26 protein-coding genes are annotated in these 26,127 nt (G+C 45.2%); 22 read left to right on the forward strand and 4 right to left on the reverse strand.

Going from position 1 to position 26,127, the window contains the following annotated elements:
- The first annotated feature begins 4 nt into the window (after window positions 1–4).
- The 11 genes from ndk to AC0YOD_RS17630 all read left to right on the forward strand — a co-directional run bounded on the left by ndk (window position 5) and on the right by AC0YOD_RS17630 (window position 11,268).
- On the forward strand, window positions 5–403 hold the full coding sequence (gene ndk, locus AC0YOD_RS17580) for a nucleoside-diphosphate kinase (RefSeq protein WP_475800621.1): 399 nt from the start codon (window positions 5–7) through the stop codon (window positions 401–403).
- A 167-nt stretch (window positions 404–570) separates the two neighbouring features.
- Window positions 571–1,770 carry a P-loop NTPase family protein gene (locus tag AC0YOD_RS17585; protein ID WP_475800622.1) on the forward strand — a complete coding sequence of 400 codons (1,200 nt, stop codon included), beginning with the start codon at window positions 571–573 and terminating at the stop codon, window positions 1,768–1,770.
- Complete coding sequence (locus tag AC0YOD_RS17590; RefSeq protein WP_475800623.1) at window positions 1,739–2,983, forward strand: CpaF family protein; 1,245 nt, start codon at window positions 1,739–1,741, stop codon at window positions 2,981–2,983. The genes AC0YOD_RS17585 and AC0YOD_RS17590 overlap by 32 nt, the downstream gene beginning before the upstream one ends.
- Complete coding sequence (locus AC0YOD_RS17595) at window positions 2,980–3,897, forward strand: type II secretion system F family protein (RefSeq protein ID WP_475800624.1); 918 nt, start codon at window positions 2,980–2,982, stop codon at window positions 3,895–3,897. The genes AC0YOD_RS17590 and AC0YOD_RS17595 overlap by 4 nt, the downstream gene beginning before the upstream one ends.
- A 20-nt stretch (window positions 3,898–3,917) precedes the next feature.
- Window positions 3,918–4,802: a type II secretion system F family protein gene (locus AC0YOD_RS17600; RefSeq protein WP_475800625.1), complete on the forward strand. Its 885-nt coding sequence runs from the start codon at window positions 3,918–3,920 to the stop codon at window positions 4,800–4,802.
- A gap of 26 nt (window positions 4,803–4,828) precedes the next feature.
- Window positions 4,829–5,014, forward strand: coding sequence for a Flp1 family type IVb pilin (locus AC0YOD_RS17605; protein ID WP_475800626.1), 186 nt, complete (start codon window positions 4,829–4,831; stop codon window positions 5,012–5,014).
- A gap of 3 nt (window positions 5,015–5,017) precedes the next feature.
- Window positions 5,018–5,749 (forward strand): TadE/TadG family type IV pilus assembly protein, encoded by a 732-nt coding sequence (locus AC0YOD_RS17610; protein WP_475800627.1) that lies wholly within the window; start codon window positions 5,018–5,020, stop codon window positions 5,747–5,749.
- A 36-nt stretch (window positions 5,750–5,785) separates the two neighbouring features.
- Entirely contained in the window at window positions 5,786–8,059 is a 2,274-nt protein-coding gene (locus tag AC0YOD_RS17615) for a hypothetical protein (RefSeq protein ID WP_475800628.1), read from the forward strand.
- The gene (locus AC0YOD_RS17620) at window positions 8,025–9,005 is read left to right on the forward strand and encodes a TadE/TadG family type IV pilus assembly protein (protein ID WP_475800629.1); all 981 of its coding nucleotides are present in this window, start codon (window positions 8,025–8,027) and stop codon (window positions 9,003–9,005) included. Before AC0YOD_RS17615 ends, AC0YOD_RS17620 begins: the two co-directional genes overlap by 35 nt.
- Before the next feature lie 34 nt (window positions 9,006–9,039).
- Window positions 9,040–9,552, forward strand: a complete 513-nt coding sequence (locus AC0YOD_RS17625) for an A24 family peptidase (RefSeq protein WP_475800630.1) — start codon at window positions 9,040–9,042, stop codon at window positions 9,550–9,552.
- 27 nt (window positions 9,553–9,579) lie between these two features.
- Window positions 9,580–11,268 (forward strand): DUF6382 domain-containing protein, encoded by a 1,689-nt coding sequence (locus AC0YOD_RS17630; RefSeq protein WP_475800631.1) that lies wholly within the window; start codon window positions 9,580–9,582, stop codon window positions 11,266–11,268.
- Window positions 11,269–11,279: 11 nt separating this feature from the next.
- Here the strand turns inward: AC0YOD_RS17630 and AC0YOD_RS17635 are convergent, their stop codons facing one another.
- From AC0YOD_RS17635 to AC0YOD_RS17645, 3 genes are all read right to left on the reverse strand, one after another.
- On the reverse strand, window positions 11,280–12,182 hold the full coding sequence (locus AC0YOD_RS17635; RefSeq protein WP_475800632.1) for a TIGR01777 family oxidoreductase: 903 nt from the start codon (window positions 12,180–12,182) through the stop codon (window positions 11,280–11,282).
- 32 nt (window positions 12,183–12,214) lie between these two features.
- Window positions 12,215–12,703, reverse strand: a complete 489-nt coding sequence (locus AC0YOD_RS17640) for a hypothetical protein (protein ID WP_475800633.1) — start codon at window positions 12,701–12,703, stop codon at window positions 12,215–12,217.
- A gap of 146 nt (window positions 12,704–12,849) precedes the next feature.
- On the reverse strand, window positions 12,850–13,287 hold the full coding sequence (locus tag AC0YOD_RS17645) for a DUF2621 domain-containing protein (protein ID WP_475800634.1): 438 nt from the start codon (window positions 13,285–13,287) through the stop codon (window positions 12,850–12,852).
- A 101-nt stretch (window positions 13,288–13,388) separates the two neighbouring features.
- Here AC0YOD_RS17645 and AC0YOD_RS17650 point away from each other — a divergent pair, with 101 nt between their 5' ends.
- From AC0YOD_RS17650 to AC0YOD_RS17670, 5 genes are all read left to right on the forward strand, one after another.
- Window positions 13,389–14,519, forward strand: a complete 1,131-nt coding sequence (locus AC0YOD_RS17650) for a deoxyribonuclease IV (RefSeq protein WP_475800635.1) — start codon at window positions 13,389–13,391, stop codon at window positions 14,517–14,519.
- A gap of 30 nt (window positions 14,520–14,549) precedes the next feature.
- The gene (gene purU / locus AC0YOD_RS17655; protein ID WP_475800636.1) at window positions 14,550–15,449 is read left to right on the forward strand and encodes a formyltetrahydrofolate deformylase; all 900 of its coding nucleotides are present in this window, start codon (window positions 14,550–14,552) and stop codon (window positions 15,447–15,449) included.
- 162 nt (window positions 15,450–15,611) lie between these two features.
- Complete coding sequence (tkt, locus tag AC0YOD_RS17660) at window positions 15,612–17,630, forward strand: transketolase (RefSeq protein ID WP_475800637.1); 2,019 nt, start codon at window positions 15,612–15,614, stop codon at window positions 17,628–17,630.
- 57 nt (window positions 17,631–17,687) lie between these two features.
- Entirely contained in the window at window positions 17,688–18,005 is a 318-nt protein-coding gene (gene ppnP, locus AC0YOD_RS17665) for a pyrimidine/purine nucleoside phosphorylase (protein WP_475800638.1), read from the forward strand.
- 241 nt (window positions 18,006–18,246) lie between these two features.
- Window positions 18,247–18,768 (forward strand): DUF420 domain-containing protein, encoded by a 522-nt coding sequence (locus AC0YOD_RS17670; RefSeq protein ID WP_475800639.1) that lies wholly within the window; start codon window positions 18,247–18,249, stop codon window positions 18,766–18,768.
- Between the two features lie 94 nt (window positions 18,769–18,862).
- Here the strand turns inward: AC0YOD_RS17670 and AC0YOD_RS17675 are convergent, their stop codons facing one another.
- On the reverse strand, window positions 18,863–19,756 hold the full coding sequence (locus AC0YOD_RS17675) for an NAD(P)-dependent oxidoreductase (RefSeq protein ID WP_475800640.1): 894 nt from the start codon (window positions 19,754–19,756) through the stop codon (window positions 18,863–18,865).
- Between the two features lie 245 nt (window positions 19,757–20,001).
- On the opposite strand from AC0YOD_RS17675, the gene AC0YOD_RS17680 reads away from it, so the two are divergent.
- The 6 genes from AC0YOD_RS17680 to AC0YOD_RS17705 all read left to right on the forward strand — a co-directional run bounded on the left by AC0YOD_RS17680 (window position 20,002) and on the right by AC0YOD_RS17705 (window position 26,039).
- On the forward strand, window positions 20,002–21,351 hold the full coding sequence (locus AC0YOD_RS17680) for a glucose-6-phosphate isomerase (RefSeq protein ID WP_475800641.1): 1,350 nt from the start codon (window positions 20,002–20,004) through the stop codon (window positions 21,349–21,351).
- A gap of 36 nt (window positions 21,352–21,387) precedes the next feature.
- A complete protein-coding gene (locus tag AC0YOD_RS17685) occupies window positions 21,388–22,020 on the forward strand; it encodes a YigZ family protein (RefSeq protein ID WP_475800642.1) in 633 nt (210 codons plus the stop codon).
- Window positions 22,021–22,256: 236 nt separating this feature from the next.
- Window positions 22,257–23,072, forward strand: coding sequence for a sulfate ABC transporter permease subunit CysT (cysT, locus tag AC0YOD_RS17690; protein WP_475800643.1), 816 nt, complete (start codon window positions 22,257–22,259; stop codon window positions 23,070–23,072).
- Window positions 23,072–23,869 carry a sulfate ABC transporter permease subunit gene (locus AC0YOD_RS17695; protein ID WP_475801026.1) on the forward strand — a complete coding sequence of 266 codons (798 nt, stop codon included), beginning with the start codon at window positions 23,072–23,074 and terminating at the stop codon, window positions 23,867–23,869. The genes cysT and AC0YOD_RS17695 overlap by 1 nt, the downstream gene beginning before the upstream one ends.
- 3 nt (window positions 23,870–23,872) lie before the next feature.
- Complete coding sequence (locus AC0YOD_RS17700) at window positions 23,873–24,937, forward strand: sulfate/molybdate ABC transporter ATP-binding protein (RefSeq protein ID WP_475800644.1); 1,065 nt, start codon at window positions 23,873–23,875, stop codon at window positions 24,935–24,937.
- Between the two features lie 34 nt (window positions 24,938–24,971).
- Window positions 24,972–26,039 (forward strand): sulfate ABC transporter substrate-binding protein, encoded by a 1,068-nt coding sequence (locus AC0YOD_RS17705; protein ID WP_475800645.1) that lies wholly within the window; start codon window positions 24,972–24,974, stop codon window positions 26,037–26,039.
- Window positions 26,040–26,127 lie beyond the last annotated feature (88 nt).

A 26,127-nucleotide genomic window follows, 5' to 3' on the forward strand; every position in this document is an offset into this window, starting at 1 on the left:
GAAAATGGAAAAAACATTCGTAATGATCAAGCCTGATGGCTACGCTAAAGGTATAGTTGGACGTGTTGTAACTCGCTTTGAGGAAAAGGGATTTAAGCTTGTTGATGCGAAGGTTATGCATTTAACTAGAGAGCACGCAGAGAAGCACTATGAGCATTTGAACGCAAAGCCGTTTTTTGGTGAATTGGTAGATTTCATCGTGTCAGGTCCTGTATTCGCAATGGTCTGGGAAGGAAAGCATGCCGTTAAAAATGCTCGCGAGCTCATTGGTGCTACCGATCCTTCGGAAGCGCTTCCTGGTACAATCCGCGGAGATTTTGCGACTGATGTTAGCAGCAATATTGTTCATGGTTCAGATTCAAATGAAAATGCAGAACGTGAAATCAAACTATTTTTTGGGTAAGACTGGCGTAAGCATTAATAAAACATGGTTGACGAATAGAATACCCATATGGTAAATTTTATACAAAGTTAAAAAACAAACACGGAAGCACCGTATAAGGCCGCAGTAAGCTGCGCCTTCTATGGTGCTTTTTTTGTGTTTTCATAGCTGGAAGGAGGAGATTGCAATTGAAGAAATATCAGCTTGCGCTGGTAATGAAGGAAACGGAGTATTTGAAACGGCTGGCTGATTATGTGCGCGACAGTCAATGGGGTGAACAATGGCAGGTGATTGCTTTCACACATGCGGATGCCTATAAGCAATATGTGAAGCAAGGCTACAAAATTGATCTGATTGCGGCGCAACCGACACTGCTGCGAGAGTTGAAGGAAGTTATCGTTAATGTTCCCTTCACAGCGCTGGTCATGAAGCTAGGTGAGAGCTCAGAAGAATCCGAGCTGTTGCAATATCAGCCGCTTCCTTTGCTGCTGCAGCGTTTAGCAGATATTCATACCAAAGCTATCAACCATCCTGCTCAATTAGCAGCACATTCCTCAGCTGCATCTAGTGTTAAAGTCATATCCGTTTATTCTGCTTCAGGAGGTACGGGGAAAACGGCGGTGGCCATGCACTTGGCACATGCAGCAAGCAGTCATCAGTTTCGAACATTTTATTTGAATTTAGAGAGATGGAATACAGCTAGTTCCTGGTTAGGGATGGTTCAGTCAGGTAATAAGTCTGCTTCTAATGCCAGCGAAATAGAGCGTATTCATAATTTTGATGATGAAGGGCTCTCCGAGCTTTTGTATGGTATGAAGTCACAGCCGGAGCAATCGATAAGATGGTTATTGGAAAATCGGAAGCAGCATCCGCTGCTAAAAGCAGACTTTTTGGCAGCATGCACAAATTTGGAGGATCGGCTGACGCTGGGAGCAGAAGATGCGCTTAACTTAGTTGACATCATTGCGGGGTCTGGTCAATACGATCTGATCGTGGTTGATCTCGATGATGGATTGGATGTTCTTCATACTGCTATCTTCGAACAATCAGATCATGTGCTTTGGGTGATGAATGAAGATGCTGCGGTTAGAAGCAAGCAGGTGCTGGCATTGCGATACGGAGAGCAGAAATGGAATGAACCCTTTAGTAGGCTGACACGCAAATTTTTATTTGTCCGTAATAGGGCGACCGACACAGAAGGTGAAGATTCAGAAATGAATGGGTTTAACTATGCGCAAGTTTCATTGCCAGAGGTTCCCGAATGGCGAGGTGTTCCCAACGTAAAGCTGCTTTCCTCGCCCTTGTTCCGTGCTGCTGTAGATAAGCTATTCAAAATGATGATAAGGGAAGGAGGAGATGGGGCTGCTGAAGGAGGAGACGGTGCTTGAACTGCGAGATAAGGTTCGATCCAAGATAGATTTCAGCGGTGCCTTGTCAGATGACAGTCTTATGCGGATTGCAGAGGGAATTGTTTTTGAATGGTGTGAACGCAATCCGCTTACAGCTACGGAAAAAGTAAAACTGGTCCGCAGACTCTTTCATTCTTTTAGAGGACTTGATATTTTACAGCCCCTTATGGAGGACTCGTCAGTTAGTGAAATTATGATCAACCACCATGCTGAAATATTTATTGAACGCAAGGGACGTATGACGCTGTTACCCGTTACATTCGAGAGCAGAGAGCGTTTGGAGGATCTGATCCAGACTGTCGTTGCTAGTGTTAACCGAGTTGTGAATGAATCTTCCCCCATCGTTGATGCTCGTCTGAAGGACGGCTCCCGAGTGCATATTGTTTTGCCGCCAGTCGCACTGAAAGGACCGTGTATGACAATTCGCAAATTCCCGGAACAGCCCCTTGCAATGGAACAGCTAATCGCTCTTGGTTCACTCTCTTCTGATGCAGCTGCTTTTCTACAAGAGATGATTGGAGCGCAATATAACATCTTTATAAGCGGCGGTACGGGAACGGGGAAAACAACTTTTCTGAATGCACTCTCCCAATTCATTCCGAGTGATGAGCGAATCGTAACAATTGAAGACTCAGCCGAACTGCAAATTCGAACAATTCCTAATTTAGTCTCCATGGAGACACGTAATGCCAATACGGAAGGAAAGGGGGAGATTACGATACGTGATCTTATTCGTGCCTCACTTCGAATGAGGCCGAATCGAATAATCGTAGGAGAGGTGCGAGGAGGTGAGGCACTCGATATGCTGCAGGCTCTAAATACAGGACACAGTGGAAGCATGTCTACCGGTCACTCGAATGGTGCCAAGGATATGATTGCTCGACTAGAAACGATGGTGCTTAGTGCGGCCGATCTCCCCGTTCAAGTTATACGCCAGCAAATTACTTCGGCTATTGATATTATCATTCACTTATCAAGATTTCGAGATCGCACGCGGAAAGTAACGGAGATCTCTGAGATCAGAGGGATGGAGGAGGGAGAGGTTCTGCTAAATCCCCTCTTCCTATTTCAGGAGGAGGGAGAGGTAAATGGGAGAGTGACAGGAGGGCTCCAGCCAACAGGAAACACACTCATTCATTCGGACAAGCTAGTCATGGCAGGAAAAAGGTTGAGTGGAGCGGCTGTAGTATGAGCAGATCTGGCGAAGCTAATCTTTTGAAGCAAACCAAAGAAGCAAAGCGATCGGGGCATGAGAAGGGAGTGCTTCCAAATAATCAAGCTGAACGGAGTCGATTGCATCGTTTATTGAAATGGTGCGGCTGGGAGAATGAGGACATGATGTGTGAAATTCGATCAGGGCGTGTGTTAACGAATTACGGCGAATATTATTTAAGCCGCGTACAGTTTATGGTGAGCGCAATCATTGCAGCCATCATCATATTCTCTGCTGTTTACTTGTTTTATCACTCATTTATTGTTTCCCTCGCGGCATCGATAAGTAGTATTATCGCCCCGCGGCTTAGAAGAAGAGCGTTGCTAACGAAACGCAAGGAACGGCTGAAGCTGCAATTTAAAGAAGCATTATTTTCGTTAACCTCATCGCTTGCAGCTGGTCGCTCATTGGAAAATGCATTTTTATCTACATTAGATGATTTGAAGATGCTTTATCCAGATCCTCGAACGGAGCTGCTGCTGGAGTTTCAAGTTATTCAGTTTCGTCTGGAGAATGCGGAGCCCTTAGAATCCGGATTGCGAAATTTCGCTAAACGGGCACAGGTCGATGAGATTACGCAGTTTGTTGATGCCCTTACAGCCTGTAAGCGTACGGGCGGAGATCCTCTTCTTATCATGAAACAGACAACGGTCATAATAGGCGAGAAGATGGAAATTGAACAGGAGATTGCTGTTATGATTGCTCAGAAAAAATTTGAAGGACGAATAATGATGGGCGTGCCCTTTGTTTTTCTTGCCTTTTTAAGCTTCGCTGCTCCAGATTATATGGCTCCTTTATACAGGGGGGCGGGGTATTTGTTACTGACAGTAGCGCTGCTATTGCTTCTCCTCTGTTTCTGGCTGATGGCAAGGATTATGAATATTCGGATGTAGACAGGTGGGGAGGAGGTGAAATGCTTGCAGCAATCATTGCTATTATATTGACGCTCATTTGGTTATATTTCGCAGGGACCAAGTCTTTGCAAATACTTTGCCTGCAAACGCTGGGGAAAAAACGCCAATGGAGAGAGCCAGATCATCAGTTGAAGCTGCTTCTACTGATTCATCCTTTTAGACGAATCCTCGAAAAGCTGCATGTATTCGATATAGGGCAGCTGCCTCTAAGCAGCTATCATATGAAGCTTCTTATATTGAAGCAGAATGATTGGACCATAGAACGTTCAAAAGATGAAGTCGCGGTTTCATTTGGGAATGGCTATGCGGCATTCACGGCTTGCTCTTGGCTTAGCCTGCTTGCGCAGGAGCCCTTGCTCCTTATGATGGGTTTGTTGTTTGGCCTTTTGTTAACATGGCGGCCGATTATGGAAGCGGGACGAAAGGTAGAGGAGCGCAAGCAGTTAATGATAACGGAGCTGCCGAACATGCTCAGTAAGCTTATGCTGCTGGTTGGTGCTGGTGAGACGGTACAGCTAGCTTTGGCTCGCTGCTTGGAGGGGAAAGATAGAGAAGAACATCCGCTATACAAGGAGTGGAGCAGTGCTGTTGTTTCCATTAGCAATGGGCATTCATTTAGCAGTGCGCTGGAGATGTTTAACAGACGCTGCGCGGTGCAAGAGGTATCGATTTTCACGACAGTTCTTCTACTTAACTATCGCCGTGGAGGTGAGCATTTCGTACTCGCTTTGAGAGAGCTGTCCTATACCTTATGGGAGAAACGAAAGGCAATTGCGAGATCCAGAGGCGAGCAGGCTTCGTCCAAGCTCGTATTCCCGCTAGTAGGTATTTTATTGGTGCTTATGGTTTTAGTCGCATCACCTGCTGTTTTACTTATGACATAACTACTATTAGAGAGGAAGATGGAATAATGAACAAGCTTAAAAATAGTGTGCGCTCATTTTGGAAACAGGAGGAAGGCTTGGGAACGCTTGAAATTATTTTGATCATTGCAGTGGTTATTATTATTGCTCTTTTGTTCAAGGATTGGATTATCGAACTAATTGAAAGGTTAATGGGCAAAGCAGATGATGAGGCGGATAAAATATTTGGCTAGCAGGTGAGCGGTGTGAATAGAAGCCATATCTCAAAAGGTTTAGTGCAATGGCTGAAGAGGGAGCAGGGCAGTTTTACACTGGAATCTACACTAGTATTTCCTATAATATTGTCGCTTATTTTATTCTTTATTTTATTCGGCATGTATATGTACCAGAAGGTTATTTTGTATTATGCCGCATCGACAACAGTTGAACGGGCTGCCTTCAGTTGGGATAATAGCTACCGCGATCCTAAGAGCGGCATGTTAGTGGATTCGCAGTATGATGGCTTGTATTGGAGAGTAACGGAAGATAAGACGTTGGGCAGTTTATTTGGTCTAGGTGGCGAAGAACAGGATATCATACTTACCCTTCCGGTAGAGACAACTAATGAAGAAGAAGATTTACCATTACGCAAAATAAAACAAGCAGCGCGGTGGCTGTCACAGGTTGGTCTTGTGCATGAGGGAGGGATCAGATATTCTCATGACCTTTTAAAAAGAAGCATCGAGGTGAAGCTTAAGCAGCCCTTGTCGATGGATAGATTAGAGCAAAGTTGGTTGAAGCGAGAGCCGAAGTCTGTAGCCTCCACCTCTATCGTAGATCCAATGGAATTTATTCGCAGTGTTGATCTCGTCCGATATTACTCCTCGAAGTTCGCAAATATAGGCGGCGGAGCAGCTGGAGCCAAAACTCAAGGGGGCAAAGTACTTGAGACTTATAAAGACTCTATGCCGCCAAAAAGAAATGAATAATGCTGCGATTTTGTAGAGAGAAGGGGTAAAGAAACGTTGATTACAGGAGATAAGAACAGAGGACGAGTCTATCCGGTTTTTAAATGCTTTCGTAATATTTGGTTTCGCGATGATGGTGCAGTTACCGTATTTGCCGTTATCGTGCTCTCGTCGCTGCTCTTGTTCTTCTCTCTGCTCATCGATTATGCCAGAATAGCCGCCATGCACAAGCTTACTGAGGATGCTGCTCGGTCTAGTATTCGATCTGTTCTCTCTGCATATGATCGTAATTTATATGAGAGATATGGATTATTTGGTCGTGGCGGCACAGATGGTCAAACGATCTTTTTGGAAGCGATGAGAGCGAACGTGGAGACGGATCGAGCTGTAGGAACAAACTTCATGCGTCTAGTGCAATTGAAAGCAGATGCTTCGACCCTCCAATCAGCTGCATTTCTTGGTAATCATGATGTCTTCGCTAGACAAATACTAGAAGAGATGAAATATAAGGCTCCAATTGATTTCACACTTGAGCTTGCGGGCAAATTTGCACCAATGGCTGGAGCAATGAAGGAAGCCTCGGTAACTATTAATCTACTTGAAAGCATGCGTAAGCTCTATGAGAAAAGGGAAGCGCATCTCGCACGTGTTTTAGAGCTTCAACAGACATCGGCAGCAAAAACTAACGGAAGCAGAATAGGTCCATTAGTACCATATGGATTTTCAACGGGATCCATAGAGAGGACAACGGCAAATTCTATTGCTAGTGAGTTTGCAGTATATGTTAAGCAGGTTGAGTATGATCAATCGCTTTCATCGGCACAAGCACCGAAATATTCAAATGAAATTAAAGCATACAAGGATAAAGTAAGTTTGGCAGGTGCGCAACTGGCGGGAATCAGTAACGATCTATCAGCAGAGCATAGAAGGCTTCTTGGTGAAGGACTTAATGAATTGGCAGCAGCGAGAGTTCTTAATGATCAAATGCAGCAGCTTGTTGATCAAGAGATTCAAGCTGATGCGAACGCTGGTTACGATAAAGTTGCAAACAGTGATTCGAAGGGTTGGGAACAGCATGATGTTCCTTCTAATGCAGCTTCGGATATTGAACAAATCAGCGGAGCAGTCGATGAACTGATTTTACCGAATGATTGGTTCAACACTTACGTTAAAGAAGTGGAGGAGCAAATAGCGGGATTTGCGGCTGTAGAAAGGGAAGCAGCCAGTTTTCAAATGAAATCTTTATCTTCGTTGGAAGTACCGATTAATGGAGCTTACTCAAACGGTTTACTTGAAGCTGTTAAATCTCTGGAATTTGCTTATATCCAATATCACAATCAATATATTCAGCCTGCAACCATCTTTCTGAAACGAAAAGAAGAGCTGGAGAGCAGCGATGTAAAAATACAACTAAAGCAGCAGGAGGAGAAAACCGGCTCACTTTGGAAACAAGCACGCAGTATGCTAAGCGGATTGTCTTCCATTCCTCAAAGGGAGGAGCATGCTCAAGTTTTTGATAAGGTGAGGGAGCGATTTACTGCAAACCTCTTGTTTAATCAGCAATCCAGTGAGGCTAAGCATGAGGATGACAGCCAAAAACCAAGCAATGCACATGAGGAGGCCGAGCAATCAAGTGCGCTTATGGGCGGCTTATTTTCGGGCATGGCAGATATGTTAGAGCGGACAAGAGACTCTCTATATTATGGCGAGTATGTAGTGCATCATTATACGACTTTTGCTCCGCAGCATTTACGCTCTATGATGACTGACGGAGAGTTGGATAGTCTATCTGGGGTTTTGTCCTTCCATAATCAAGAATCGGAATACGTGATTTATGGATTTCACAATTCATTTGGAAATATAGCTGCCGCTTATGGCGAATTATTTGCGATACGTCTTGCAGTTAGGACGATGGAAGGGCTTATTGAAAGCAAATCGCTGGGTCATCCGCTTCTTATTCTATCTGCTGCTCTTATTTACGGATTGGAGAAGACGATAGAGGATATGCTTTCATTTTCAGAAAAGGGAAGCGCCCCTCTGTCTAAATATGTGAAGGTTGAGCTTTCTTATACAGACTACTTAAGACTCTTTATGCTCATCCATAGTGCGGACGAGCAGGGAAGGCTTGCTCGCATGATTGCCGTTATTGAAGAGAACAGTGGAACGACGCTATCTGCTGTTCCTAGCGCAGTAACAGGAGAAGCTCGTGTATCAGCAGAGCTATGGTTCGTTCCTGGGCTAATGAAAGTATTAGGCCGATTTGGATTATTGAAAGGAAAGGTTGTCGGCAATCGTTATGAGACGACGCAAACAATTGGCTGGTCCTACTAGAAGCAGGAGTCGGAAGAATGAACAAGGATCGATTGTTGTAGAAGCGGCTTTAGTTATGCCCTTAATCATCATCGTTCTTCTGGTATTTGTCATGCTCATTCGTTTATGCGCCGTTCAGATGGCATTGCATGCAGCAGCTTCCCAGTCAGTAAGACAAATTGCTGCACATATCCATCCAGTTGAATTGGCATGGCGGCAGGCGGCGGAAGCAAGTGATCAGACGACGACGGAACAATCCAAATCACTAGCTCGTTGGAGTGAAATTGCAGCGGAAGCCGCAGAGTGGTTGCCTTCACCGACAGGAGTGTTAGTATCATCAGCTCTCCGAGGTGATTTTCGACCGCTTCAAAACTTAGCCGCAACTGAACTAGGGGCATCAATTGTTGAGCCTTTAATTAGAGAATTTGCTGACAAAGCAATTATTAGTCCAGAGCGGATAAGCTTGAAATGGTTGACGTTGCCCGATTTGAAAAAGGCTAACGAACCTTATTTGGCGATTGCGATCCAATATGAGTTTCCGATAAAGCTTCCCTTTTATAGAAAGCCGATTGTGCTGGTAGAGCAAGCGTCAGAACGTGTTTGGATAAGTGATGCAAACCCTGCGAGATATGGAAATGATGGTTTGAATGGTTCAGATGCCATTCCTTTGCAAGTGGTTGCCATTGAGCCAGCACCTCTTCGACCAGGCAGGAAGGCAACGGTCATTGTGAAAACTGCGCCAGGCGCAGTGATTTCACTCGCAGTCATGTACAAAAGCGGCTCCAGCAAAGCGAAGCACTTGGGAGAAGCGGTTGCTGATGAGAATGGATATGTGAAATGGACATGGCATGTCTCTGGGAATACAACACCAGGTATTTGGGAGTTTACAGCCTCAGAAACAGCAAGACAGGATAATCGAGTATCTATGCATTTTGTTGTGGAAAAGAGCAGTGGAAGTAATGAATAGCAGCAATGGCTGTCGAATAGGAGAGAAGTGAAGGATGAGTATGATACAAACAGGAGCAACGGTTTTGCTGCTGCTTATTGCATTTATAACTGACGTAAAGTCACAAATCATACCGAATCGCCTTACTGTTAGCTTTTTTGTTGCTGCATTCATTTACCACATTGCTTTTGAAGGACTAGGTGGCATAACGGCTGCGATCGTGGGTGCAGCGTCGGGCTTTATTCCGTTATTGCTGCTTCATTTTGCGAAGGGAATCGGAGCAGGCGATGTTAAGCTATTCGGCGCAATTGGGGCATGGGTAGGGACAGGGTTAGTTCTTCAATTAATGTTTTATGCTATATTGTACGCCGGATTCATTGGGGTTTGTCTTGTTGTTGTTAATCAATCCTTCGTTAAGCGTGTTACTGCAGGAGTCACCGCAATTCTTATACCGGCAGCCAGATGGAGGAAGAATCAATGGATGCAATGGGCAGAATCAGGGAAGAAATTTCCGTTCATGCTGGCTGTAGCTCCAGCAGCGATTACCGTATGGTTCATGATAAGTTAAAAATACACTCCGAGGGGGATAAGCAGTATGCAAGGCTATCGAATTGATTTTTCAATGAATCGGGAACATGAAATGACAATTGGCCGAGAGCAGGGCATATACAGGAATGAGTTGGATGACATAGAGCTAAATATGCTGAATGGTCAGCGAGTTCCTTATCTATTACCCATTGATTGGTTTGAATTAGACGGAGAAGTTACATTTCGGTACACGTTAACTGGTAAGAAAATGCTCTTGCATCGTTTGCAGCAGCAGCCGCTTACGATGGAACAATATTATATGCTCATACTAGGCATAACGGATGCTCTTAATGAATGCAAGCATTATATGCTGCGTCCAGAAGGCTGCTTGCTGGATGAGAAATTTATATTTATTGGCGAGCAGCTTCATGATATTCAGCTTGCCTATATACCATTGAAGGAGATCGCCGAAGAGCAATCGAAGGGGATGGGCGACCTGCTGTCATTGATTGTTCGTTTTACATCCTATATCGATGGAATTGATGGAGACGGGTTGAAGCATGTATTACATCATCTATCGGGGAAGAAATGGCCGCTGGTAGAATTGAGAGCAACCTTGCTAGATCTTATAGGGAGAAATCAACGACAACAAACGACTCCTATAGAAAAGACAGTTCTCCATAAGGGGAAACAAATGCATGAAGACAAAAATAAGAATGATGCGATTGGAAATAGAGTCCATGAAAGTCGAACTCATGAGAATCCAAAACATGATTATAAAACACATGATTATAATCTTGAGAATCGATCGTTTTTTCCGTCAGAGCAAAAATCCTACATACAAAGAAACAACCACCCATCTATAGGTACGAAGAGTGAGTCATTAATGGGGAAAGACAGTCGAATACCCCATCAGATGGATTCATTTCATGAAGAGAAGATTTCTGAAAAAAGAACTTTGGCTGATATACCTTATATAGAAGAATTAGATGAATCGCAGCAAAACGCAAAACGTAATTGGATCATTACAGCCGTGTTCACTATCATGATTGCTTGTGTTTGGCGTTTTATCTATTTTACAGATGGAGCTCGTCATAGTCTTCTTATTAGTGCAGGTATCTCTCTCTTGCTGCTAGCTGCTTTGCTATTCGTATGGAGAAAGGGCACGGACAAGTCCGAATCTTCAGAAGAGACATTTTTAGAGATGGGATTAAGTGAAGATTATGAAGAACCACTTCCCAAGCGGGAGCTTGATGATTACAAAAAAGGATATTTAAATGATAGCAAACAAATAAAAGAAGATCGAACATTTAGTAGAGGAACTAATTCGGTAGATTCATTGCCATCCATGCCAAAATCATCTATAGATTCTATCGTTATGCCAGTTTCTGAACCAACGATGCTGCTCGGACGAGAGAAAAAATATGAAAACAAAGAGAGTAAAGAAGGGGCATGGCTGCAAAGATGCTGGGCGGGGCAAGAGGCAAGAATTGATCTGATGGATTATCCACACTTCAAAATAGGTAGAACGGGTGAGCAGGTAAGCTATGAGGATCAAGCAAATGGGGTTTCGCGCATTCATTTGGAGATAGAACAGAATAACGGTGAACGGAGTACGAAGGATTTGGGGTCAAGAAATGGAAGCCTGCTAAATGGAGAAACGATGATCCCATACAAGACTTATCGGCTTGCAATAGGGGATGTCATCCATTTAGCAGGTGAAGATGGACCGCGATACGAGCTAAAGTCAGGTTAAATGAGAGGGAATCAACGTTTCCCTACAAGCTCTTGCATAGCGCTGTCTACAGTAGGATAAAGGAAAGTGAATCCGTTATCGAGCGCTTTCCGCGGAAGTGCTCTTTGACCATCCAGCAGTAAGGTAGCCATCTCTCCAAATAATGTTTTCATTAAAAAACCAGGTACGGGAAACCAATGCGGCCGTCCCATAGCCTTACCAATGGCACGACCGAATGTGTTGTTTGTAACAGGCTCAGGTGCTGAGGCATTTACAGGCCCGTTTATCTCCTCATTATCAATAATGAAGAGGATAAGCCTGATCATGTCCTCTAGATGAATCCAAGAAAGCCACTGCTTTCCACTGCCGATTTTGCCTCCGCCAAATAAGCGATAGGGCATTGCCATTAAAGGGAATGCACCTTCCTTTTTATCCAGCACGACGCCAACGCGAAGTTTGACTAGCCGTTCTGACTTAATGGCATCTGCAGCTTGCTCCCACTTTTGTACGACTTCAGAGAGGAAGTCAGTAACTGCTGTTGGGCTCGATTCATCAAATTCACCGTTAGCTGATATACCATAAGCGGAAATGCCAGAAGCATTAATAACGAGCTTTGGTTTGTTGTTAAGGGCTTGAAGAAGCTCAGCAATACGTGCCGCTGCCGTTAGTCTGGATTGGAGAACGCGCTGCTTTGCAGCGTTGGACCAACGTTGATTAATGGATTCGCCGGTGAGATTAATGATGACGTCCATACCATCAAGCATGAGAGGTTCCCCTGTCAGTTCAACCCAAGTCACGCGATGGAGATTGGCATGCTTGGTCGGCTCCTTGGGGCTTTTGCGAGAGATAATCCATATCTCATCATTTCTTTCCAGCAGCGCCTTTGTTAAGGCACTGCCGATAAAGCCTGTACCGCCGGCAATGGCAATCCGCATTTCGCCTCGCTCCTTCACTTCACTTCACATCACTATTTCACTTGTTCTATTTTCGTAAGCCAATTTTGTTTAAGAGTAGCTTCGCCTTCAATTGCTTTTTCTGTGTATTCAAATTTCACTTTTGCATCCGATGGGTAATCTTCCAGCGTTTTTGCTTGCTCTTCTGTGATTTGAAGAGGAACAGGTCCGGAAGCTGTTTCAATCTCGATAGAGTGAGAGTCCGATAAACCTATATAAGTACCTTCTGCGACAATGACTTTGTCTGTCGCTGGTTTGTCGGTAGCAGCAGTATTATTGCTGGAATCGGCAGTTGGCTCGGGAGTTGAAACGTCCGGCTCGACCACGCCGTTGTCAGTTGGCAGTCCATCGACTACCGTACCTTCATTCACTGTACCTTGTTGTCCGTTAGCTGTGTTGTTCGTGTTGGCATTGCCGCACGCTGATGCGGCGAGCATGACAGCTAGAAGAATTGCTCCTGCTGTTGCTGATTTTCTGTTTCTTCTTTGCTTCGATGATTTCATCAAAAGAACCACCTCCTATATGTTATAACGAATCTGAACCGAAATGGTTACATCTTTATTTAAACTCATCATTCCATAATGACGCAAATGCAGCTAAGCGGTGCAGAAATTATAAATGAGTTTAAGCAGCACAAGGCGGCTTAAACTCATTTATTAAGTAGATGCTTATAGGGAGCGTAATCAATTCCACGACGATCAAGGAAAGTAACTAAGCTTCGGTAGTCACGTTTTGGAGTTGCTCTTATGTAGCCTTCAATACAATGTGCGCGTGTGACAGTCGACGAGCCATTTTCGATTGCAACTTGACCGATTTTGGCGGCAATGGAGTGTTTAGCTATATCGCGAAAAGCGCTTGGGACCGGCGATACCAGCTCATCCAACAGCTCCTTGGAATCATCATTCCACATGCTGCGGCTTCGTTCTACCCAGTAGTTCTGCCAATCGAGCTTGGATTTTCCGTCGCGCATTGGAAGCACCTTGAGGAACTTTCTAAACATGAAAAACCCGCCAATCGACATCGCTACAACCATGACGATTGCCCAAAAAACGATAAAATACATGAACCAATCAGGCGTTGTTTTCATAAGTGTCTTTCACCTCAATAATGAATTATACCGTATTCCTAGATTTATTTCGACATTCCTTGTAAAATAAGGTTTGATCAACCGAAAGGGGCGAAAAAGTCATGTTAAAAATAGGTTCCCATGTATCATTTTCGGACAAGGGGCTGCTCACTGCTGCAACGGAAGCAGTGTCGTACGGCTCAGGCACATTTATGATCTACACAGGTGCACCTCAGAACACTAGAAGGAAACCAATCGATACGCTATATATTGAAGAAGGCAAAGCACTGATGGAGAAATCCGGCATCCAAGAGATTGTTGTGCATGCGCCATACATTGTTAATTTAGGCTCATACAAAGACGCTACATATGAGCTCGCAGTATCTTTTTTACAGGAAGAAATTCGCAGAACGGACCATATTGGTGTTCGTAATATTGTCCTACATCCCGGCGCTTATACAGACAAGGATGCAGAATTTGGTATTGCTCGTATAGCTGAGGGCTTAAATGAGGTTCTTGCAGGGACGAAGGATACAAATGTGAATATCGCGCTAGAGACGATGGCTGGCAAAGGGACTGAAATTGGCCGCAGCTTTGAGGAACTGGCAGCTATTATGGACAAGGTTGAAGATAACCACCGCTTGACGGTTTGTATGGATACTTGTCATATGCATGATGCCGGCTATGATTTAGTTGATGATTTGGATGGCGTTCTTGCGCAATTTGATCGTACCGTTGGTCTCGATCGCGTAGCGGTTGTTCACGTGAATGATAGTAAAAACACGCGCGGTGCAGGCAAGGATAGACATGCTCCGATTGGCGCTGGCTGGCTTGGACATGATGCGATTTCTAGAATCGTAAATCATGAAGGACTCCAGGGCCGCCCGTTCATTCTTGAGACTCCTTGGATTGGCAAGGAAGACAAGACAGAGCGTCCAATGTATGAAGCGGAAATTGCATTGCTAAGCGGCAATGCTCGAAATCGCTTTGGTGAAACGTTCTTCGAGGACGTTGAGCGTTTGCATCACTTTTTTGGCAAGCAAGAAATTGATCCTAGACTATTCGTACTCTCTACGTGGGAATTGCTCAAAAATGATGCAAAAGCGAAAAAAGCTGACCCTCGCGAGCCGATGGAACGCTTGTATGATCTGATTATCGCAGGTGAAGCATTGTCGAGCTCATTAACAGAGGAACAAGTCAACCAAAGGCTTGTTGCTTGGTTTGGCGGTAAATCTTTACTTGCAAATGTATAGTATTAGCTAAAGGAAGGAAGTTTGAATGTAATGTCATCTCAATCTAACCCGCAACAAAATAAAGGAGTAAGTGGAAACAATGGTCGTGCGCGCATGCTCATTGCTTGTCCAGATCGTTCAGGAATAGTGGCTGCAGTATCTCACTTCCTATATGAGCACGGTGCAAATATCGTTCAATCTGATCAATATACAATGGACCCGGAGGGCGGAATGTTCTTTATCCGCTTCGAGTTCGATTTACAGGATCTAGATAAGGAATTGCCTGTGCTGGTGGAGGACTTTGCAAGAGTAGCTGATCGTTTCGATATGAAGTGGCATACATTCCGCGCCAGCCGCAAGAAGCGTCTTGCTGTTTTCGTATCCAAGGAAGATCATTGTCTGCTTGAGTTGTTATGGCAATGGAAAGCTGGCGACCTAGATGCGGATATCTCTATGGTTATTAGTAATCATCCAGATATGCGTGAGCTTGTGGAGTCATTCGGTATTCCTTACCATCACATCCCGGTTACAGCAACCACGAAGGATGAAGCAGAGCGCAAGCAGATGGAAGTGGTAGCAGATAAGGCAGATATTATTGTTTTAGCCCGCTACATGCAAATCATTTCGCCGAAGTTTATCGAGCAATTCCCGAATCGTATCATAAATATCCACCATTCCTTCCTACCTGCTTTTGTTGGCGGGAAGCCGTATGCGCAAGCTTACAATCGCGGTGTGAAAATTATCGGTGCAACTGCACATTACGTGACGGAAGAGTTGGATGGCGGACCGATTATCGAGCAAGACGTTCAGCGTGTAAGTCATCGCGACAATGTGGATGATTTGAAACGTATTGGCCGTACAATCGAACGTGTCGTGCTGGCGCGTGCGGTAAAATGGCATATTGAGGACCGCGTTCTTGTCCACCAAAACAAAACAGTTGTATTCAACTAACTGTATTTTTATGCAAGTTTTCTGTTTTTTGAGATAGCATTGAAGCATTCAGAGTGATACAATATTCAAAGTTATTGCGTACTGGTATGACGCTGCATCGCTATATAGGTTTCTTATGGCGAGACGAAAATTAGATGAGATAAGATTATAGGAGGAATTGGAATGACTGTTACACAAAAATCAATTGATCAGCTTTCGATCGATACGATCCGTACACTGGCGATCGATTCTATTGAGAAAGCGAAATCAGGCCACCCTGGTATGCCAATGGGCGCTGCTCCAATGGGCTATCAGCTGTTTGCAAAAAATATGACTCACAACCCAGCGAATCCGACATGGATTAACCGCGACCGCTTTGTACTTTCCGCGGGTCACGGCTCCATGCTGCTATACAGCCTGCTTCACCTTTCCGGCTATGATCTGCCGCTTGAAGAACTGAAAAACTTCCGTCAATGGGGCTCATTGACTCCAGGACACCCTGAGTTTGGCCACACTGCTGGTGTTGATGCAACGACTGGTCCGCTTGGACAAGGTGTTGCAATGGCTGTTGGTATGGCAATTGCGGAAGCGCAGCTTGCGGCTACTTACAATAAAGAAGGCCATGACATCATTAACCACTTCACTTACTCCATTTGCGGTGATGGCGACTTAATGGAAGGTATCTCTCACGAGGCTGCTTCCTTTGCAGGTCACTTGAAACTTGGCAAATTGGTTGTTCTATATGATTCCAATGATATCTCACTTGACGGAGCTTTGGATCTTTCCTACTCCGAAAGCGTACAAAAACGTTTTGAAGGCTACGGCTGGCAAGTGCTTCGCGTTGAGGACGGAAATGATCTTGATGCACTAGCAAAAGCTGTTGCTGATGCTCAAGCGGATCTTTCCAAACCGACTTTGATCGAAGTGAAAACAATAATCGGCTACGGCAGCCCGAACAAAGGCGGCAAAGGCGGTCATGCTGGTCCTCACGGATCTCCGCTTGGCGCTGACGAAACAAAACTAACGAAACAAGCTTATGGCTGGTCAGAAGATCACCAATTCCACGTGCCGGATGAGGTTCGTTCGCATTTTGCTGAAGTGAAAAGCAACGGCGAAAAAGCAAACGCAGCATGGGATACTGCTTTTGCAGCTTATAAAGCAGCTTTCCCTGAGCTTGCAGCTCAATTCGAGCTTGCCATTTCTGGCGCATTGCCAGAAGGCTGGGATGCAGACCTTCCTGTCTACACAGCTGATGACAAGCCTGTATCGACTCGAGTTGCTTCGGGTAACGCGCTTAACGGTCTAGCGAAAAATGCTCCGACTATTTTTGGCGGTTCTGCTGACCTAGAAAGCTCAACAATGACTCACCTTAAAGGTATGACGCAATTCAAACCGGGCAGTTACGATGGCCGCAATCTTTATTACGGCGTTCGTGAGTTCGGTATGGCTGCTGCAATGAACGGTATCGCATTGCATACTGGTTTGAAAGTATTCGGAGGTACATTCTTCGTATTTACGGATTACCTTCGTCCTGCCATTCGTCTTGCTGCACTCATGCAACTGCCAGTCGTTTATGTATTGACGCATGACAGTATTGCTGTTGGTGAAGACGGCCCTACACATGAGCCGATTGAGCAACTTGCTTCAATCCGTATCATCCCAGGTCTTACTGTTATCCGTCCAGCTGATGCGAATGAAACATCTGCAGCATGGGCTTACGCGGTTGAAAACCAAGGAAATCCAGTAGCGCTTGTATTGACTCGTCAAAACTTGCCGATTCTAGAAGGCGCATTGGAAGATACACATGCTAAAGTTCGCCGCGGAGCATACGTTGTATCCGATGCAGCAAACGGCAAGCCGCAAGCACAAATTCTTGCTACTGGCTCCGAAGTACAGCTTGCAGTTGCAGCTCAAAAAGCGTTGGCAGAAGAGGGCATCCAAGTTCGTGTCGTCAGCATGCCAAGCTTCGATCTCTTCGAGAAGCAATCGAAGGAATACAAAAATTCCGTCATTCTTCCAGAAGTTAAAGCTCGCCTAGCTATCGAAATGGCTCATCCATTTGGCTGGGAGCGTTACACAGGAGATAATGGCGACATTCTTGCTATCGACCGTTTCGGCGCATCCGCACCTGGCGATCGTGTAATCCAAGAGTATGGCTTCACGGTTGAGAATGTTGTAAGCAAAGTAAAAGCATTGCTGTAATAACGGCATTCAAGCCGCAGCCTACGCATCCGATATATAAAGGAGATTTCCGCAACCATGTCTCAATTCGAAAATGTAACGGTTATCAAAAAAGCGAATGTCTATTTTGAAGGTAAAGTAACGAGCCGCGCTGTCGTTTTTGCGGACGGCACGAAAAAAACGCTTGGCATTATGCTGCCAGGCGACTACGAGTTCGGAACGGACTGCATCGAAATCATGGAGATTTTGGCTGGTGATTTGAAAGTGCTGCTGCCAGGCGAGACGGAATGGCTGCACATTCAAGGCGAAGGCGAATTCAAAGTGGCTGCAAACACGAAGTTCAAACTTCAAGTTGCTGAAGTAACAGATTATTGCTGCTCGTATATCTACGAGTAAGCTGTATAAGAAAAGAAGGAAGGCTGTACCTCTTAGGGGTTCAGCCTTCCTTTTTTTGTAGGGAAGGCACGCGGATAGGAGCTGTTCGCAGCATTGACTTGGAATATTCGTTTTTCTGTTACAAAGATGAGTGATATGGAATTGTTTTAAGGGAGGGAATGGGATAAAGTTAAGGCAAGATATAAGACTATGCGGATAACTATTAGAGTCATTTGCAAAACTTTTAGGAGGGACTAGCACCATGAAGGAAAAAAACTATACACCGCTCATTTCGATTTTAACAGTCGTTCTTGTCGGGCTTATAGCGGTTCTATTTTTCTTGCCTGCCTATGACGGCGAGATTGGCTTTGATGTTAAAATTTTGCCTCTATTGAATGCAATTTTCAACAGCTTTACGTTTATTGCGCTGCTGGTAGCACTAATTGCTATTTTGAAGAAGAATGTACGGATGCATCGCGCTTTTATCGGAGCAGCCTTTGTATCTACAACCTTTTTTCTTGTTTCCTATGTGGCTTATCACTACTTGACGGAATCAACATCTTACGGCGGCGAAGGTATCCTTCGTTCAATCTATTTCTTCGTTTTGATTACACATATCCTATTGGCTATCGTTATTGTGCCTTTAGCTTTAATATCTGCAGTGCGCGGACTGCAAATGAAGGTAGATAAACATCGCAAAATCGCAAGATGGACGATGCCGATCTGGCTGTATGTCAGCTTCACTGGTGTAGTCGTTTACTTGATGATCGCACCTTATTATTAAGAAAACCGATACTTAGCCTATAGCAAGAGGGGTTATCCATGGTTAATAGCCATGGATAACCCCTCTTTTTGATACGTTAACTGCTTAGTTCATTCTACTCACGTCCGCTAAGCTTGCGACCGATCCACTGCTCATAGGCTTGACCCACACTGCACATGTCAAGCTCGCCTAGTCCCATAGAATCTCCAACTTGGAATAAGCCCTTAGCCGCTTCTAACAGCGGAGTTGGAACTTTAAGACTATCGGAGAGGATGGAGGATAGTTTTAAGTCCTTTAGCATGAGCTCAAGTGAGAATTGCACATCATAGTTGCCTTCAAGGAGCTTAGCGCCCTTCAGCTCGGCTGATTTACTTGCAGCACCGCCGGATTGAACGAGCTCAATGAACTTGCTGCCGTCAATACCGCCGCTTGCAGCGATTGCCATGCCCTCAACCAGCGCGACAACATTTATGCCAACGATTGTATTATGCGCTAGCTTGGCAGTCGATCCGCTGCCGTTCGGTCCCATGGGAATAACCTTGCGTCCCATTGCCAGAAGCACGGGCTCAGCACTTTGAAGTACTTCTTCTGGGCCGCCTACCATGAATACAAGCGTGCCGTCCTCTGCTGCAGGCTTGCTGCCTGTTACGGGAGCGTCAAGGAAAGAGGCACCGAGAGCTTCAGCTGATGCAGCCAGTTCTTTCGCAAGTGCAGGGGAAATCGTACTGCTGTCAATGAGGATAATTCCGCTGCGCGCACCGGCGAAAACGCCATTTTCTCCCCAATAGACTTCACGAATTGCCGCATCGTTGCTGATCATGGTGATTGCCATATCGACGGCTTTCACAACCTCAGCTGGGGATTGAAGCTCAACTGCACCTAGCTCTAGCAAGGCTGCTGCTTTACCTGGCGTACGATTGTAAATGGATACTTCGTATCCTTTTTTGAGTAAATTGGTTGCCATGCCTATACCCATAACACCTAATCCTATAAATCCGATCTTTTTCATCATTCATTCCTCCACTCTTAAGGGTCTATTTATTTAATTATACAGAAACTTCATCAAGTTTTCATTGTTGCGGTGCTTGTTTTTGTGGTGTAAATCCGATATTGTAGATGCTAAGTTGAAAAAAAGCCTGACTGCTGTCATTTATTTTAGCACAGGCTTTCGAAGAAGTTTGGATTCAACAAAACAAAGGGTGTTCATACGAAGCGATTTTTGCTTCGCACAATCTTGAGGAGGTTCACGTTACTATGAGTAAAACAGTTCAATTTGATTACAGCAAAGCGCTGACATTTGTCGGCAAGCATGAGATTGATTATTTGGCAGAGTCCGTTCGCCTTGCGCATGATCAATTACATAACGGAACAGGTACAGGCTCAGATTATTTGGGTTGGATCGACCTTCCGACTAACTATGATAAAGAAGAGTTCGCTCGCATTCAGAAGGCTGCTGATAAGATTAAATCCGACTCCGAAGTGCTGATCGTAATCGGCATCGGCGGTTCATATCTTGGCGCTCGCGCAGCAATCGAGATGCTTTCACACTCATTCTATAATATTTTACCGAAAGAGCAGCGTAAAACGCCTCAAGTGCTTTTCGCTGGCAATAACATCAGCTCTACTTATGTGACTCATTTATTGCAATTGATTGAAGGTCGCGACTGGTCAATCAACGTAATTTCGAAATCAGGCACAACCACTGAGCCGGCTATCGCATTCCGCGTATTCCGGGCAGCGCTTGAGAAGCAATATGGCAAAGAAGAAGCTCGCAAACGTATCTACGCAACAACGGACAGCGAGAAAGGCGCATTGAAAAAGCTTTCCACTGAAGAAGGCTATGAATCATTCATCATCCCAGATGATGTAGGCGGACGTTATTCCGTTCTAACAGCTGTAGGTCTATTGCCAATTGCAGCAGCTGGCATCAGTATTGATTCCATCATGCAAGGCGCAGCAGATGCTTCCAAGGAATACAGCAATCCAAACCTTGCAGAAAACGAAGCTTACCAATATGCGGCAGCTCGCAACGCGCTTTACCGCAAAGGCAAAGCAACTGAAATTCTTGTTAACTACGAGCCTTCATTGCATTTCGTTTCGGAGTGGTGGAAACAGCTATTCGGCGAGAGCGAAGGCAAGGACTACAAAGGTATCTTCCCTGCTGCTGTTGATTTCTCAACAGATTTGCACTCCATGGGTCAGTTTATCCAAGAGGGCAACCGGAATATTTTTGAAACAGTCATTCAAGTAAAAGAAGTAGCTGAGCACATTTCGATTGAGGCTGACGCTGCGGATTTGGATGGTCTAAACTTCCTTACAGGCAAAACAATGGACTTTGTTAACAAAAAAGCATTCGAAGGAACGCTTCTTGCACATACAGATGGCCAAGTACCGAACCTGATCGTTAACATTGCAGACATGACGCCATATACATTCGGCTATCTTGTCTATTTCTTCGAGAAAGCATGCGGAATCAGCGGTTACTTGCTTGGTGTTAATCCATTCGACCAACCGGGCGTAGAAGCTTACAAGAAAAACATGTTTGCATTGCTTGGTAAACCAGGCTTTGAGAAAGAAAAAGCCGAGCTGGAAGCACGGCTGTAATAAACCGGCAGGACCGGTATACGGGAGTCACAACCTATGCTGGATAAGTATTCAACGGTCAGGCGGGAGGATTACGCAGAGATCGTCATTAAGAAATCTCGATTCATCGGTTATGCTAAGCCTGTGGAGACAGAGGAGGAAGCTGTTGCTTTCATTAACGAAATCAAGCTTCTCCATCGACAAGCGACACATAATTGCTCAGCGTATCTTGTAGGGGAACGAGATCAGTTTCAGAAGGCGTCCGATGATGGCGAGCCGAGCGGTACAGCAGGCAAACCGATTCTTGAGGTCATAAAGCACAAAGGCTTGAAAAACGTTGCTGTCGTAGTGACGCGATATTTTGGCGGCATTATGCTGGGTGCAGGCGGGCTTGTTCGAGCTTATACCGACGGAGCGGTTGCTGGTATAGAGGCGGCTGATGAGATTGTTAAGGTTCTTCATCGCGAGGTTTTCGTTGATGTGGATTATACATGGTACGGCAAGCTGGAAAATGAGCTGCATGGCAAAGGCACGCGCGTTGGCGGGACGGATTTTACGGATCGTGTCATCGTGCGATGCCTGCCTGAGACGACCCAAGCAGAAGCGTTTATCGCATGGATAACCGATCTCACGCAAGGGCAAGCAATCATTTCTGAAGGCGATAATGTTTACTATATTGAAGGCGAATAGAGAAAGAGGAGTATCGGCAATATGCCGGTCTCCTCTTTTTTGCATGCACCTAGAAAACAGCTTGCAAATACTTATAAGAAATTGAAATGAAAGCCATTAGAATTTCTAAAAATAGGATTGACTTAATCCCATTTCGGATGCTACATTATTAATACCTAGTATTGTCATAGGAATTATTGTTTTACTTTGTTTGTTAGTCCTACGGCACGAGCCGATGGTTTGGAGGTCAAGCTACAGTGAATGCATGGTTTCGCGGAAAAGGGTGGAGCTTTGGTTTTCGAAGCACCATACTGCTTTATTTTATCATCCTCATCGTTCTACCAATCGTCGGCATCTATACGCAATCCTTTTCGCTTGGATGGAATCCTTTTTGGGAAAGTATATCCGATCCGCTGGCTTGGAAAGCTGTTCTGCTCACTGTGAAGTTAGCGGTCATTGCGACGGTCCTTAACATGTTTCTTGGAACCATGATAGGCTGGGTGCTAATCCGCTATCGGTTCCCGGGACGCAGACTTCTGAATAGCTTAGTTGATTTGCCCTTTGCATTGCCTACAGCGGTAGGAGGCCTAATGATTTTGTTGTTGTTAGGTCCTAATAGCTTTGTAGGGAGCCTGGCTCAGAAGCTTGGAATTGAAATTGTGTTCCATGAACCAGCCATTGTCGTTGCGATGCTGTTTGTAACCTTTCCGTTCGTTATTCGGGCGATTCAGCCTCTCCTTGAGGAAATGGATAAATCAGAGGAAGAAGCAGCTTATACGTTAGGCGCTACACGGGTAAAAACATTTTTTAGCGTTATTTTTCCAATGATGCTGCCAGGTATTTTGAGTGGTGCGATGCTTGCATTTTCACGCGGGATCGCGGAATTTGGAGCTGTTGTATTAGTAGCCGGCAACATTCCAGGCAAGACATTGATTGCTTCCGTATACATTTTCGGAGAGATTGAAAGCAGTAATCCCCAAGGTGCTGCAGCTGTATCTGTACTGTTGCTGACTCTGTCTTTTGTTATTCTATGGACCGTTAACCTCATTCAGAGCAGGAGGAGCGGCCTATGATTAGAAGATTATGGATTACGTTAACTTATATCGTGTTTGTACTATTGCTTATCATACCGTTGATCAAAATATTTACCGGCTCATGGGCGGATGGATGGAGCGGCTTTGTCGAAGGTATTACGCGCCCGCAATCCCTGCATGCGCTTATGATGACAGGCATTATCGTAATCGTTGTCACAGCTTTAAACACATTGTTCGGGATTATGCTTGCTATTTATCTGGTTCGTGCAGAATGGATTGGGCGCCGGCTAAAGCGGCTATTGAATAGTCTCGTTGATTTGCCTTTTGCAGTATCACCAGTAATCGGCGGTCTGATGATTGTACTCATTTTAGGACCCAATACAGTAATGGGTGCATTCTTCGAGGATGCAGGCTTCAAAATCGTATATGCGCTGCCAGGGATGATTCTAGCGACGCTATTCGTTACCTTCCCGCTTATGGTGCGTGAGGTGATGCCTGTTCTGCAAGAAATAGGAACCCAACAGGAGGAAGCAGCTTCAACGCTGGGCGCTTACTCTTGGTACACTTTTTGGAAGGTAACTTGGCCTTCCATTAGATGGGGCGTTATCTACGGCGTTGTTTTGACAGTGGCGAGGTCACTAGGCGAGTTCGGGGCCGTACTCGTCGTATCCGGCAACATTATGAATAAGACGCAAACCGCTACGACACTCGTTTATCAGGATGTAGAAAACTTTAATGTGGTAGCTGCAAATGGCGTTGCTTTGGTGCTTGCGGCATTTTCCGTTGGTTTGCTGCTGCTGATGGAATGGGCTAAAAAAAGGAAGGAAGTGCATTGAGCCATGCATATTGAAGTGCGGAATTTAAACAAAAGCTTTGGAGATTTCCATGCTGTGCAAAATGTTAGCTTTGAAATCGAAAAAGGTCATTTGATTGGCTTGCTCGGACCGAGCGGCGGCGGTAAAACATCCATACTTCGTATGTTGGCAGGACTTGAGACACCTACCTCTGGTGATATCATTTTTCATGGAAAACGCGTAAATGATCTTCCGCCGCAGGAACGTGGAATCGGCTTTGTATTTCAAAACTATGCACTGTTCAAGCATATGACCGTTTATGATAATATCGCCTTTGGTTTAAAGGTAAAGAAGCAATCCAAGGAGAAAATCCGTGAGCGAGTCATGTATTTGGTAGAGCTGACGGGTCTCAAAGGCTTTGAGCATCGTTATGCGCATCAGCTGTCCGGCGGACAACGTCAGCGCGTAGCCTTCGCAAGAGCGCTTGCGCCTGAGCCGCAATTGCTGCTGCTCGATGAGCCATTTGCAGCAATAGATGCGAAAATTCGTACAGAGCTAAGAACATGGCTGAAGGAAATGATTGAGCGCGTGGGTATCACCTCCATTTTCGTTACGCATGACCAAGAGGAAGCGATCGAAGTCGCCGATGAGATTATGATCATTAGCAAAGGGAAGCTGGAGCAGAAGGGCAGTCCTTGGGATATTTATAAAAGTCCGGAAACACCTTTTGTGGCAAGCTTTATCGGTGAATCTACAATTGTGGAGGATATTTCACAGCTTAAAGGCTTTGAGGATGCGGCAAGCCGCCCAGGTACAAAAGCACTCATTCGTCCAGAGTATATTGAGATCGGCAAGCCAGGTGAAATTAAGCTAGCTTCTGCGACTTTGCCAGGAATCGTGAAGCATTTGCATTTCCGCGGCAGTGAATGGATGGTCGAGCTTCTAGTAGGCGATACGAAGCTGATTACGTACCGATCACTGGAGAAAGATGTGCTGCATCCCGGTGAGGGTGTAAGTGTGCTGGTGCATCGAGCATACTTATTTAATGATAACGAAAGCTGGATTGCGGAAAATACGTTAAAAGTAGATCCTATGCCTATCCATATTTAAAATATAAGCTGCGGAGAAAGAGTTGTATGCGAATATGAAAATAAACCGAACCACAAGCCAGCGCATGCTCACGCTGCTGCTTACCGCGCTGCTGCTGCTTGCAGCAGGCTGCAGCAATGCTGAGCAGACGAATGTCAATGCTACTGAATCTACCGTACAAGACGGCGATGTAACGCTTGTAATCGGTGCCTATTCGGTTGTGAAGGATGCATTCGCTGACATCCTTCCTGCCTTTCAAGCCTATTGGCTGGAGGAGACGGGCCAGAAGGTAACCTTCCAAGAGTCCTATGAAGCTTCAGGCACGCAAGCTCGCGCTATCGCTGGCGGCTTTGAAGCGGATGTCGCTGTGCTTGCTATGGAAGGCGATCTGGACAAAATAGCCGATGCCGGTTTCATCACGCATAATTGGAAGACTCAAGGCAATGAAGGAATGATTACGAATTCCGTTGTCGTTCTTGGAACCCGTGAAGGCAATCCGAAGGAGATTAAGGATTGGGATGACCTGACGCGGAAGGGCGTTAAGGTGTTATATCCGAATCCGAAAACATCCGGCGGCGCACAATGGGATATTAATGCGATTTACGGTGCAGGCTTGAAAAAGTCCGAGGAGAAGACGGGTACGAAGAATCCAGAGTATGCAAAAAGCTTTCTAAAAGCGGTTCACGCTAACGTAGAGTCGCTTGATAAGAGCGGACGCGCTTCCATGGCTGCCTTTGAATATGGTGTCGGCGACGTCATTGTTACTTATGAGAATGAGCTGCTCGCTCGAATCAAGAAAGGCGTCAAATATGATATCGTCGTACCAAAAAGTACAATTCTTATCCAAAATCCTGCTGCCGTCGTGGATAAAAATGTCGAAAAGCATGGTACCCGAAAGGTAGCGGAAGCATTTATCGCCTTTCTCCATAAGGATGAGATGCAGCGCTTGTTTGTCGAGCATGGTTTCCGAGCAGTTAATGAGGATGTTGCTGAGGACACGAAGGATCGCTATATAATACCGGAACAATTATTCGATATTACGTACCTTGGCGGTTGGTCCGAGGTTAAGGGAACCCTTTATTCGAAGAAGGGCGTATGGTATCAAGTGCTGGCAGATCTTTAGGTCCATGATGCATGTTAGCAAGTAAATAAACCTCTGGTTAAAGCGATTCGCTCCGTGAGCGATGCGCTTTAACCAGAGGTTTTTATTC

The organism is Paenibacillus sp. J31P13, from assembly GCF_056269295.1.